The sequence below is a fragment of the Candidatus Pantoea floridensis genome (assembly GCF_900215435.1).
Lineage (GTDB): Bacteria > Pseudomonadota > Gammaproteobacteria > Enterobacterales > Enterobacteriaceae > Pantoea > Pantoea floridensis.
This window is the reverse complement of sequence record NZ_OCMY01000002.1, coordinates 344,801-356,967: the sequence shown is the minus strand read 5'-3', so window position 1 is coordinate 356,967 and position 12,167 is coordinate 344,801. Positions and strand designations below refer to the sequence as shown.

Genomic DNA, 12,167 nt, shown 5'->3' with positions numbered 1-12,167 from the left:
AGGAGAACACTATGCGAGTCACCTCAATGGCCATCGCGCTATCCCTCTGTTGCAGTGCACTGCCGTTTGCCGCCTCGGCAGCGGGCAATTTGAATATGGTTTGCTCTGCCGACGTGGTGGTGTGTGAGCTTATGACCACTATTTTCAGCAAGGCGCATCCGGATATAAAAGTCAGCATGGTGCGACTCTCGGCAGGCGAAGCCTATGCGCGTCTGCGCAGCGAAGCGCGCAACCCGCGTACCGATATTTGGTGGGCAGGGACCGGCGATCCGCATATGCAAGCCGCGGAAGAGGGGCTGACGCAGGTGTACAAATCACCGCTGCTCGACCAGCAGCAGGATTGGGCGCAGAAGCAGGCGGAGAACTCCGGCTATCGTACGGTGGGTATCTACGCCGGTGCGCTCGGTTGGGGCTACAACACCAGGCTGCTGGAATCGAAAAAGCTGAAAGAACCAAAATGCTGGGCCGATCTGCTGGATCCCAGCTTTAAGGGTGAAATTCAGATCGCTAACCCAAATTCTTCCGGTACCGCCTACAACACCCTGGCCACGCTGGTGCAGATCATGGGCGAAGATAAAGCCTTCGATTACCTGAAGAAGCTCAATGCCAACATTTCGCAGTACACCAAATCCGGTTCCGCACCGGTGAAATCTGCCGCGCGTGGCGAAACCACCGTCGGCATCGTGTTTATGCATGATGCGGTGGCGATGCAGGTGGATGGCTTCCCGATCAAGACTGTCGCGCCGTGCGAAGGCACCGGCTATGAGATTGGCTCGATGTCGATTGTGAAAGGCGCGCGTAACCTGGCCAATGCCAAAGTCTGGTACGACTGGGCGCTAAGCGCTGAAGCGCAATCGCACATGAAAGAGGCCAAATCGTTCCAGCTGCCATCGAACCGTAACGCCGAGATTTCTGAATACGCGCCGCGTTTCGAGAACATCAAACTGATTGATTACGACTTCAAAACCTACGGTGATTCCGCTAAGCGCAAGGCGCTGTTAGGGCGTTGGGATAAAGAGATTGGCGCCAGCGCGCAGTGAGATCGGCGCATTCTGTGGCCAGGTCGTCATGAATGACGACCCTACAAAACCGCGTCAATCCCCGTACGGTCGCCATTTCGGCGACCTGGTTAAGCACCAAACCTTGTAGGGTCGCCATTTATGGCGACCTGGTTAAGCACCGCACGAGACCCGAAGTCGAGGTATTTGATGAATGCAAATAATCGCCGTCTGACAGGCGCGCTGCTCATCGGCGCAGTGGCTTTATTGCTGCTGCCCTGGTTCAGCCTGGAAGCCGGTTTCTTCAGCAGCGGCTGGTTAACCAGCTTGTGGAGCGATAGCAGCAACGCGCCTGCACTGTGGCAACTCGGCGAACATCCGTGGCTTGCCATCGCTATCGCGCTGTTTGTTCTGTGCGCAGCCTGCGGCGCGCTGCCTTCAAGGATGCGTAGCCGTTTGCTGCTACTTTTTAGCGCGCTTGGCGTGCTGTTCCTTGTGATTGAAGGCCACGCCATTGGCTACAGCGGCTGGAGTTGGGTGTGGTTGGAAAATCGCTTCGGCGCGCTCGAATCCGGTCAACCGGCGATGGGCGCGGGGGCGCTGCTGCTGCTGACCACGTTTCTGCTGCTGTTCTCTTTTGCACTTGCTGAGCGCGGGGTGATGAAAGGCGATGCGTTTGTGGTGGCGTCGCTGGTGCTGCTCACCGCGCTGGTCAGCATCTTTGTGCTTTATCCGGTGCTAAGCATGTTTGTGGTATCAGTTCAGGACGTAGACGGCAGTTTCAAGCCGGATGGGTTGATCAGCAACATTCAGGACCCGTCAATCTGGAGCCTCTCCTGTTTGTCGGGCGGCACCTGCGGCACCGCGTGGCGTACGCTGTGGCTGGCGCTAATGACCGCAGCAGGTTCCACGCTGCTCGGCCTGGCCTTTGCTCTCGCCGCAACGCGTACACCGTTACCCTTTAAGAAAGCACTGCGTATGCTCACCATCCTGCCGATTATCACACCGCCGTTTGTCATCGGGCTGGCGCTGATTCTGCTGTTTGGCCGTTCCGGCGTAGTAACGGAACACCTGGCGGCGCTGTTTGGCATTGAGCCGGGCCGCTGGCTGTATGGCTTAACCGGTATCTGGATTGCGCAGGTGCTGTCGTTTACGCCGATTGCTTTTCTGGTACTGATTGGCGTAGTCGAAGGGGTCAGTCCTTCGCTGGAAGAGGCCTCGCAAACGCTGCGTGCCAATCGCTGGCGCACCTTTAGCCGCATCTCTTTACCGCTGATGGCGCCGGGTTTAGCCAATGCTTTCCTGATTAGCTTTATTGAAAGCATGGCGGATTTCGGTAATCCGATGGTGCTGGGCGGCAGCCACGGCGTGCTCTCAACTGAGATCTTCTTCTCGGTGGTGGGCGCGCAAAACGATCCGAGCCGCGCGGCGGTATTGGCGATGATTCTGCTGTGCTTCACGCTGACCGCCTTTGTGCTGCAACGCTGGTGGCTGGGCGGGAAAAACTTTGCCACTGTGACCGGCAAAGGCGACGGCGGCAAACATGTGCAGCTGCCGCGCGTGCTGCGTTTTGGTGTGTACGGCATGGTGATTCCGTGGGGCCTGTTCACGCTGGTGATCTACGGCATGATTGTGGTGGGCGGCTTTGTGCAGTCGTGGGGATTGAACGATGCGCTGACCATTGCGCATTACGTTCGCGCCTTCGGCGTCAGCTTCAGCGACGGACATCTGCTATGGAGCGGCGTAGCATGGAACTCGTTCTGGACCACGCTGGAAATTGCGCTGATTGCCGCACCGCTGACGGCGATCGTTGGCCTGCTTACCGCGTGGCTGATTGTGCGGCAGAAATTTGCTGGGCGTCAAACCTTTGAATTCCTGCTGATGCTCAGCTTCGCGATTCCCGGCACGGTCATCGGCGTGAGCTACGTAATGGCGTATAACCTGCCACCGCTGGAGATCACCGGCACCGCGCTGATCCTCGTTGCCTGCTTTGTGTTCCGCAATATGCCGGTTGGCGTACGCGGCGGCATCGCGGCAATGAGTCAGCTGGATAAAAGTCTTGATGAAGCCTCATTAACGCTGGGTGCCAATAGCTTCCGCACGCTGCGCAAAGTGGTGCTGCCGCTGCTGAAACCGGCAATCAGCGCCGCGCTGGTCTACGCCTTTGTGCGCGCCATTACTTCGATCAGTGCGGTGATTTTCCTCGTCAGTGCGCAGTACAACATGGCAACGTCTTACATCGTTGGGCTGGTAGAAAACGGCGAATACGGCGTGGCGATTGCTTATTCAACGGTATTGATCGTGGTTATGCTGCTGATCATCGGCCTGTTCCAGTGGCTGGTGGGCGAACGACGTCTGCGTCGTGTGGCCCGTCCGGTCGATATGCTTGCACCGCCTGCTTCAACCTCATTAACTCAGGAGAGTGCCGTATGACTCGCGTAACCGCCGGTTCTGTGGTGTTTGAACATGTCTCAAAACGCTTTGCCGGTTTTGATGCCATTCCCGATCTCTCGTTAACCGTCGAACCCGGCACGCTGGTCACGCTGCTCGGCCCGTCCGGCTGCGGTAAAACCACAACGCTGCGTTTATTGGCCGGGCTGGAGCATCCCACCGCCGGACGCATTTTGATTGGTGGCAAAGATGTCACCAATCTTCCCGCCAACGAGCGCGACGTGGCGATGGTATTTCAATCTTACGCGCTGTTCCCGCACATGAGCGCGCTGGATAACATCATGTACGGCTTGCAGTCATCCGGGATGAATAAACGAGAAGCGCAGGACCGCGCGCGTGAAGGGCTGAAGCTGGTGGGGCTGGAACATCAAGGTCAGCGCCTGCCGTCGGAGCTCTCTGGAGGTCAACAGCAGCGCATTGCAGTGGCACGTGCGCTGGTGCTGGAGCCGCAGGTGCTGCTGCTGGATGAACCCCTCTCCAACCTCGATGAACGTCTGCGCCGACGGGTGCGCACCGATATCCGCGACTTGCAGCAGCGGCTCGGCTTCACCGCCGTATATGTCACACACGATCAGGAAGAGGCGCTGGCGGTCTCCGATAAGATTATTGTCATGAAAGAGGGCGATATTGCCCAGCAGGGCGCGCCGGAAAGCCTGTATCACGCGCCAAACTCGGTGTTCATCGCCGACTTTATGGGTGAAGCCAATATTCTCCCGTGTGAAGTGGAGCAGCTCGAAGGCAGTGAGGCGCTGGTGCGCTTAGGCAGCCAGCGCTATCGCGTGCGTGGCAATGGCCTGAAAACCGGCGCGGCGCAGCTGTCGGTCCGTCCGCAGTTCATCACGCTGCGCGGCGAAGGCGAAGGCGCACTGCGTGGCGAAGTAACGCATAGCACCTGGCTGGGCGACCATATTGAATATGAAGTCGCCACCGAATTGGGATCGCTGTTCATTGTTGATGCGGAGATGGAGCAGCAGCTGCCGTTGGCATCGCATGTCGCAATTGATTTTAAACCTCAGGGTTTGGCCCTGATTGCCGGTTAATTTAAGGATGGATGATGAGTGAATTAGACAATGACCCGCTGTTATCGCGCCTGATTCTGGCGGAGAAAGTGGCCCGCGCAGGGGGGGCTAAAGCGCTGGAATATTTCCATCAGCGCGACACCCTGGTGGTGGAAACCAAATACGATTTGCAGGATGTGGTATCCCGCGCTGACCGTGAAGTGGAACAGATGATCGATCAGCAAATCCGTGCGCAGTTTGCGGAGGATGGTTTCCTCGGCGAAGAGTATGGTCTGCAGGAAGGCTCATCGGGCTATACCTGGGTAGTGGATCCCATTGACGGCACCAGCCCGTTCCTCAATGGCATGCCGAACTGGTGCGTATCCGTCGCGGTGCTACACGATGGCGTGCCGGTGATCGGCGTGATTTTCGCGCCTTATTACCAGGAGTGCTACGTGGCGGCCATCGGCCATGGCGCGACGCTGAACGGCAAGCGCTTGCAGGTGGATGCGACGCGCACGCTGCAAAACCATGTCACCGGTTTTGGTGCTAACAGCCACGTGAGTCCGGATGAAGTGGGGAAAATCCTCGCCTCGCTGCTGGCTGCGGGTGGTAACTTTATCCGCATCGGTTCGGGCGCATTGATGCTGGCGTGGGTGGCTGCGGGGCGTGTAGTTGGCTATTACGAACCTTATATGCACGCGTGGGATTGTCTGGCCGGTTATTGCCTGGTGAAAGAGGCGGGTGGCTGGTATCACCCGTTCAATACCGAAGGCGAACGTTTGCTGAAAGGCGCGCAGGTATTGGCTGTGGCGCCGGGTGCGGAAGCCGATTTGAAGCGGATTGCCGGGCTGTGATGTTGGTACTGGTCGCCATTAAGGTACGACCGGGCACATGGGTAACAGATCAGACCGGGCACATAGGTAACACATTTGTGCTCAGTCTATCCGGATAATACGTTTTTCTGACTGGTCATAATACGCCAGTATCAGCCTGTCGAAGAGGATGACGTCGATTCCGTCATCTACCTCCAGGAACCGTACGTATTCTCCGCACAGCGATGCGCTCAGGAACGTTCTTCCGTTCAGTCTCAGGTCACCTTTTTCTCCCACTTTGAAGAGCTTCGCACCCTCCGGATAATTAACCTCCGGCACCCGGCCATCCCACTGCCGGGCTGATGGCGTCCAGCAGCTTGCCGGCGGCTTATTTTCATGGGCCTCGTGTGGCCTTTCATGATTAAACTCCTCCTGCCAGCTGCTGAACCAGGCCTGCTGCTCCGCCAGCGTGGTGAAGATATTGCCATGGCTCATTGAGGCCTTTAGCGAGCGGTGCATTCTTTCATGGCGTGCGTTCTGTCCGGGGCAACCCGGCGCTATGCGCTCCGGCAGGATACTCAGCTTTATCAGCCACACGTTTAGCTTTGTCAGCGCGGCAATACCGGGCCCGGCAAAAGGGGAGCCGTTATCGGTGAGTATGACGTCAGGCAGCCCGCACTCCCGGAACACCCGCTCCATGCATGTGCGCACGAACGCGGTGGTCTCCACGTAACTGGCCTCGCAGGCCAGCAGGTAGCGGCTGTGGTTATCCGTCAGCGTGAACGGACGGCAGTAGCGCGCGTCTTTCAGGCGGAACCGCCCCCTGAAGTCGGCGCTCCAGACCTGATTATTTTTTTCTGCGACGGTGAGCTTCTGCACGTTGCCGGGAGTGCGCTTGCGCTTCAGGCGGTCCGGTACGAGGCCCTCATTTTTCAGCAGGTCACCAATGGTGCTTGCAGCGGGCACGATGAAGTCGGCGTTGTGGTTGAGGAACCAGTGACGGATTTTTTTAGGTCCCCAGTCGGGGTGCTGCATGCGGAACAGCACCAGCCGATCGGCGATGTCCGGCGGGATTTTTTCCGGCTGAGTGAGGCGCGCGCGGGAGTGATTTTCGAGAGAGGACAGCGCCGCGGGCTCAAAGCGGGAGAGCCACTTATAGCCGGTTTTGCGGCTGATGCCGTGGAGACGACAGAGTTCAGAAATGGAATGCGTGCCTGCTTCGCAGGCACGGATGAAATCAAGGCGTTGCATGGTAACGGTCTCAGTCCAGGGCATAGTGAGTCTCCTCTGCTATGCCATTTATAACTGTTACCCATGTGCCCGGTCTAAAGTGTTACCTATGTGCCCGGTTTGTACCTTAATGGCGACCCTACGGCGGTTCTGCACGCTTTTGTAGGGTCGTCATTTATGACGACCTTCCATCAAACCAGAATAAATTCCCGATAACCCGACCAAATCACATAGATCGCAAAATAAACAAAAATCAGCGCTGAAGCGAGGTAGGAGTACTTAAGTAAGCGCGCCCCCAGTAATTTTCCGCCCATGCTGCCGACCAGGCACAGTACGCAGGTCCACACCACCCCGGCTATAAAGAAGCCGCTGAGGAAAGAGGACGTAGCGATTGCGCTGCCGTGTCCCATGCGGGAAATCAACGCGCCGCCAACGCTGGCAAACCATAGAATCGCCGTGGGTGATGACATCGCGAGCATTACGCCCCGACTAAACTCGCGCAGTAGCGATCGATACGGCTGCTGTTCTGCTTCTGGCAGTGCCGTCTGTTTGCGCAGCGCTGCATAGAGCATTTTTACAGCAAACCACAGCAGCAGCACACCGCCACCAATCCACAGCACCCAGCGCACCGCGGTAAACTGCAATACCACAGCCATGCCCGCCAGCGCCAATAGCGCGTAGATCAAGTCACCGATACAGGTGCCAATCCCCAGCCAGAACCCATGAAAGTAGCCGCGCTGCATCGCCAGCGTAATCATGGCGATATTGGCGAGGCCGATATCGAGGCACAACGATAAACTCAGTAGAAAACCATTTGAAAACTGCAGCATAGCAACGTCAGCATCCCCGGCATGTAAATGGAGTGTTATTAAATCACACTGTACTTTGTCGCGGAGGAATTTATTGCGCTATGGGGTCACGCTAAAAAGGGGGGGGGGGGCTGATGGCAGATCGGTATGGATTTTGTCGGCTGCGCATTTATGCGCATCGGGTTCTTTTTTAAACAGCCACACATTTAATTCTTATTATGCTAATTCTACGGTAAGAAACTCCACGTTCTCATCACAATGTTTAATCTCCTTTTAGCTTGCTCATAAATCTTGATGTTTAGCGTGATAATTTATCCCGCAACTTTACAAGGGATAAACAGGGAGACATTAAAATGGAAATGTTACGCCAGATTAAATTATTTGTGAACAATGAGGTGTTATATAAATGAAAAAAGTAAAACATCTCTACATCATTATTTTCCTCGCCGCCATCTTAACCTACCTAGTCTCAGCAGAATATACCAAGTTGGGGGCCCACTCATTATGGTGGGGCCTGCGTCAGAACATGGTATTTCTCGCCGGCGTGTTGGCATGGTTTGGTATGTCTTTTACGATTATTTTAAGTATTCGCAACGGTGTTATTTCCCGCTGGTGCGGCGGGCTGGATAAAGCGTATAAATTGCACAAATGGTGTGCTATTTCAGCCGTGGTGCTGGCGTTAATTCACTGGCTGGCAGAGAAAGTGCCGCACTGGTTAGTTGATGCAGGCATGGTTGCCCACCCTGGAGAATTGGGTGACATTGTTATGGCCGGCTGGCAAGAGCAGTTATTAGATTTCGGACTGGTATTAGCAGAGTATGGTTTATATCTCTTAATTGCGCTGTCGCTGGTCTCTATCAGTAAAAAAATTCCCTATCACATCTTTTATTACCTGCATAAAGCTTTTCCGGTTGTCTATATCGCCTGTGCCTATCATGTGATGACGTCGTTATTTAAAACCGACTGGTGGCAAACTCCCGCTGCCTATCTGTTGGCGTTCGTCACGGCGGTGGCGGTGGGTTGCGCGTTGATTGCATTATTCCAGCGAACCGGCAGTCGCAACACGTCCGTGGCCGATATTCTTCATGTTGAAGCGGCACCGCAAGATATCGTCGAGGTGACAGTACGTCATCGCGCCACTATCCCAATGTTGCCCGGACAGTTTGCGTTTGTGCAGTTTGCACACTCGACAGAGCGCCATCCGTTTACCCTGTCTGATGTTAATCCCGATGAAAAATCGCTGACTTTTTCTATAAAAAAGCTCGGTGATTATACCCGCGAGCTGGCTCAGCATCTCCTGCCGGGCCAACGTGTAAAAATTGAAGGTCCCTACGGTGATTTTACCTTTGAACATGCAGGAAATAAGCAGTTATGGATTGCCGGAGGTATTGGTGTGACACCCTTTATGGCGAAATTGAAAGATGCCACGAGAAAAGGGCAGCCACTTTCGGGTGTCGAATTCTGGTACTTTACTCGTCCGGACCGGGGATTGACCTATCCAGATTATTTAACTGAACTGTGTCACCAGGCCGGCGTGAGGCTTAAATACTTCACCGTAAATAATACGGAAAATATGCAACAACACATTACTGAAATGAAAAGCAGCCTGAATGACAACGGGGTGGATATTTGGTTTTGCGGACCTGATGGTTTGAAAAAAAGCATTAATGATACGCTGAAACAGCAAGCCGTTAGCATTCAACATTTTCATGCGGATTGCTTCTCGTGGCGATGATAAAAGCCAACGAAAAATAATTGCGCGGTATCGATTTTTATTTAAATCAATTATGTGAAGGTGGTCACCTTTAGTGCCCGCCTCGCAGGCTTATCGCACGCTATATTCCCTTAACAGTCAGCCAATCTTTTATTGATGCGGAGTGTTAACTTGATTAATTCTCATAATTTCAAAAGGCAGGGTTTAGCAACCAACCTAACCGTGGCATTATCTGCTGTTCTTTTAATCATAGCGGGAAGTGCAATGGCAACTGCAGCGGAACATCACAACCAAACGGCCTTAGTGGGCACATGGACCAGCATCCCGGATGCACCCTTAGTGCAAAACCCGGGACATCCCAGCGAAGGGTTATACCGTTTGAAGGTCAATAGCGACGGTACCTTAACGCAACTCGACTTCATTAAAATGAAAAGTCCCTCATGGATTGTGAAATCACATGATGGGCGTTTTGCTTACACCACCAATGAAGAGAACGCGGGTGCGGTTACGGCGCTGGCGATTGATCACGATGGCAAGGTACGCGTGATCAATGCGGTGGACAGTCACGGGCAGCAGCCTACACATGCCACCATCAGTCCGGAGGGTAAATTCCTGTTTGTCGCTAACTATTCCGTGGCGAAGGGCGGGGCCAGCGTTGCAGTGTTCCCGATTCATCACGATGGTTCGCTGGGTGAACAGGTACAGAATTTTCCGTTTACCCACGGAAGCGGCGCGGTGAAAGATCGGCAGGATAGCGGTCATGCACATTCGACCACCTTCACCCACGATGGCAAATACCTGTATGCGGCCGATCTCGGCGGCGACAAACTGCATGCCTACGCCTATCACGCCGGCCAAAAAGAGCCATTGCAGGCAGATAGCACACGTGATGTCAGCTTCCCAGCGGGATCGGGTCCACGTCATATGGTGTTTTCCCCCGACGGCAAACATGCTTATGTCACCACCGAAATGGCCGGTGAAGTGGTAGTGTTTGCGGTGAAGGACGATCGACTGGAGCAGCAAGCCCGGGTCAAACTGAATACGGAAAATAGCAGCGCCGAGTACCGAAGCGGGGGCGGTATTATCCTTAGCCCTAACGGTAAGTTTGTGATTGCGGCCAACCGTGGATCGGATAACCGTTTAGTGGTGTTCAGAATTGAACAAGATGGCATGTTGGGTTCGCCGGTGCGTTATAAAGCGGACGGCATTGAACCGCGCGCATTCGCTTTTGATGCCAGCGGTAAATATCTTTACGTGGCGAATGTGTTCACCAACAACATCACCATGTTCCATTTTGATGCAGAGAGCGGCGCGCTGAAAGCGGCAGGTGAAGTGGCGAAGATGCCGACGCCGACGGATATTAAATTCTTTAATTAGGGTATTGCCCTTAGCCCGGCCCTCACCCCAACCCTCTCCCGCGCGCGGGAGAGGGAGCTGCCCGAGTGATGCTCAACGTTGAGTGTCATATTCACACACGATGCCGATCGGTTCCCTCGCCCGCTTGCGGGAGAGGGCTAAGGTGAGGGGAAAAGATCTAAAGCTGCTGCACATTTAGCCGATAACTTTCCTCAATAGTACCTAACGAGGATTATTTTCATGCTAAACGGGATTGGCAGCAGCGTACTGAGAAATTTAATTACGTCAAATGCGGTGATAACGCCGGCGGTAAACAACAAAAGCGCGCAAAACGCCCTGACGGCGGAAGCATCAACCAAAGTTACCTTCAGCGAGGCGAGTGACGCTATCGCCGCGATCTATAAAATTGTACCCGCGCAGGTGCAGAGCTCGGTGGGTGTCACCAGCAGCCTGCAAGCGCAGTTGAATGGTGCCGCGCAGTCGAAAGGCGTCGGCATGAATGGTCTTGGCAGCACCTTGCTCAGCAACCTGGTGAACAACCGTGGTGACGTGACGCTGAGCGTGCCGGCAACTGATGCGGTCAACGCTGCGCAGAGCAGCAGCCAAAGCGCGCTGGCGCTTACCGTGATGACGCAATCGGGTGTGCAGGTTAGCCTACAAATGACGCGCCAGCAGGGCGGCATGGTGGTGGAGCTGAAAACCAGCGGCGGCCAGTTAAATACTGACGAAGCCGCGTCCATCGGCAAACTGTCGGCAGGTTTGCAAACGGCACTGGATGGCTTAGATAGCAGCACCACTAAGCTCGATATCAGCGATTTAATGAAGTTTGATAGTTCCCAGCTGAAAAGTGTCGATCTCAAAACCGATCTGCGCAGCGGAAATAGCGTCACGCAGTCGCTTAATTTACATGCGGATGATCAAGAGCGCTGGCTCGGTTTCCACAATGGAGATGTCAGCATTAAGCTGGACACCGATATGTCGAAACTGACCCAGGCAGGCAGCGCTGCACAGCAGCAGGCCGCCCTGGATAAGTGGGCCGCGAAGTTCGATCAGGCAGCTTCGCGCGGTCACGGCAATAGCGACATGCTATCGCTGTTTAAAGAGAGTTTCCGCGCCCTCAATACCACCGAAGGTAAAGCGAACGAAAGCATCAATACGCAACGCGTGAAGTCGATTGATGCTAACGCTGCGAAGAACGGTGCGATTAGCGGACTGGCGGATTTCTCCGCCACATATCAGCAAACGCCGGTTGCTGGTAATCCGTATAAGCCAGAAGAAGAAGATACGTTTTCGCTGAACGTGGCACAGAAAACCACCTCGCAGACGCAGGGTGATACTCAGCATCTCACCCAGCAAACGCTGTTTAAACTGAAAGCCAGCTTCCATACCGCGCTGGATTCGGATGCGCCAGCTAAGCTCAACGCGCTGAAGTCATCGCAAAATTATAAGTACCATTTGATCGATGATGAAGAGCGTAGCCAGACGGCGGTGACGCAGAATAAGAAAGGGGAGCTGACCGCGAACTATTCCCAGCAGCTGACGCAAAATGAAACGGTGAAGCGCTATCAGCTGGCGAAGTTGATAGATAGCGTACAGATTCCGCACAGCGCGAAAAGTGAATCGACACGCTCGTTTGCCGCTGCACAGTTTGATGCGCAAATATAAATGCCTAATCTGTCGTATTGTAGTCGTAAGGTCGCCATTAATGGCGACCCTACAAAATAACCATATGCATTAATTAACATTCAATTGCGTTATTTGATCTTAAGAATTACTCGCCACTTTTTTATTCTCTT

At 54.4% G+C, this 12,167-nt stretch carries 9 protein-coding genes; 7 read left to right on the top strand and 2 right to left on the bottom strand.

The window, feature by feature from the left end; genetic code table 11:
* The first annotated feature begins 11 nt into the window (after window positions 1-11).
* The 4 genes from CRO19_RS22250 (at window position 12) to CRO19_RS22235 (ending at window position 5,304) form a co-directional block, all read left to right on the top strand.
* Window positions 12-1,040 carry an ABC transporter substrate-binding protein gene (locus CRO19_RS22250; RefSeq protein ID WP_097098013.1) on the top strand — a complete coding sequence of 343 codons (1,029 nt, stop codon included), beginning with the start codon at window positions 12-14 and terminating at the stop codon, window positions 1,038-1,040.
* 168 nt (window positions 1,041-1,208) lie between these two features.
* Window positions 1,209-3,431 (top strand): ABC transporter permease, encoded by a 2,223-nt coding sequence (locus tag CRO19_RS22245; RefSeq protein ID WP_097098012.1) that lies wholly within the window; start codon window positions 1,209-1,211, stop codon window positions 3,429-3,431.
* Window positions 3,428-4,489 carry an ABC transporter ATP-binding protein gene (locus CRO19_RS22240; RefSeq protein ID WP_097098011.1) on the top strand — a complete coding sequence of 354 codons (1,062 nt, stop codon included), beginning with the start codon at window positions 3,428-3,430 and terminating at the stop codon, window positions 4,487-4,489. Before CRO19_RS22245 ends, CRO19_RS22240 begins: the two co-directional genes overlap by 4 nt.
* A gap of 14 nt (window positions 4,490-4,503) precedes the next feature.
* Window positions 4,504-5,304 (top strand): inositol monophosphatase family protein, encoded by an 801-nt coding sequence (locus CRO19_RS22235; protein ID WP_097098010.1) that lies wholly within the window; start codon window positions 4,504-4,506, stop codon window positions 5,302-5,304.
* 81 nt (window positions 5,305-5,385) lie between these two features.
* Here CRO19_RS22235 and CRO19_RS22230 read toward each other — a convergent pair whose 3' ends face one another.
* Together CRO19_RS22230 and CRO19_RS22225 are read right to left on the bottom strand one after the other, a co-directional pair.
* Complete coding sequence (locus CRO19_RS22230) at window positions 5,386-6,537, bottom strand: integrase core domain-containing protein (protein WP_097098009.1); 1,152 nt, start codon at window positions 6,535-6,537, stop codon at window positions 5,386-5,388.
* A gap of 146 nt (window positions 6,538-6,683) precedes the next feature.
* A complete protein-coding gene (locus CRO19_RS22225) occupies window positions 6,684-7,322 on the bottom strand; it encodes a LysE family translocator (RefSeq protein WP_097098008.1) in 639 nt (212 codons plus the stop codon).
* Between the two features lie 385 nt (window positions 7,323-7,707).
* Here CRO19_RS22225 and CRO19_RS22220 point away from each other — a divergent pair, with 385 nt between their 5' ends.
* The 3 genes from CRO19_RS22220 to CRO19_RS22210 all read left to right on the top strand — a co-directional run bounded on the left by CRO19_RS22220 (window position 7,708) and on the right by CRO19_RS22210 (window position 12,036).
* Window positions 7,708-9,036 carry a ferredoxin reductase family protein gene (locus tag CRO19_RS22220; RefSeq protein ID WP_097098007.1) on the top strand — a complete coding sequence of 443 codons (1,329 nt, stop codon included), beginning with the start codon at window positions 7,708-7,710 and terminating at the stop codon, window positions 9,034-9,036.
* A 243-nt stretch (window positions 9,037-9,279) separates the two neighbouring features.
* Window positions 9,280-10,392, top strand: a complete 1,113-nt coding sequence (locus CRO19_RS22215; protein WP_097098006.1) for a beta-propeller fold lactonase family protein — start codon at window positions 9,280-9,282, stop codon at window positions 10,390-10,392.
* A 219-nt stretch (window positions 10,393-10,611) separates the two neighbouring features.
* Window positions 10,612-12,036: a hypothetical protein gene (locus CRO19_RS22210; protein WP_097098005.1), complete on the top strand. Its 1,425-nt coding sequence runs from the start codon at window positions 10,612-10,614 to the stop codon at window positions 12,034-12,036.
* Window positions 12,037-12,167 lie beyond the last annotated feature (131 nt).

Coding starts and splice junctions, on each gene's coding strand:
- CRO19_RS22225 (WP_097098008.1), bottom strand. CDS start 7,322: ATGCTGCAGTTTTCAAATGGTTTTCTACTGAGTTTATCGTTGTGCCTC.
- CRO19_RS22235 (WP_097098010.1), top strand. CDS start 4,504: ATGAGTGAATTAGACAATGACCCGCTGTTATCGCGCCTGATTCTGGCG.
- CRO19_RS22215 (WP_097098006.1), top strand. CDS start 9,280: ATGGCAACTGCAGCGGAACATCACAACCAAACGGCCTTAGTGGGCACA.
- CRO19_RS22240 (WP_097098011.1), top strand. CDS start 3,428: ATGACTCGCGTAACCGCCGGTTCTGTGGTGTTTGAACATGTCTCAAAA.
- CRO19_RS22220 (WP_097098007.1), top strand. CDS start 7,708: ATGAAAAAAGTAAAACATCTCTACATCATTATTTTCCTCGCCGCCATC.
- CRO19_RS22245 (WP_097098012.1), top strand. CDS start 1,209: ATGAATGCAAATAATCGCCGTCTGACAGGCGCGCTGCTCATCGGCGCA.
- CRO19_RS22210 (WP_097098005.1), top strand. CDS start 10,612: ATGCTAAACGGGATTGGCAGCAGCGTACTGAGAAATTTAATTACGTCA.
- CRO19_RS22250 (WP_097098013.1), top strand. CDS start 12: ATGCGAGTCACCTCAATGGCCATCGCGCTATCCCTCTGTTGCAGTGCA.
- CRO19_RS22230 (WP_097098009.1), bottom strand. CDS start 6,537: ATGCCCTGGACTGAGACCGTTACCATGCAACGCCTTGATTTCATCCGT.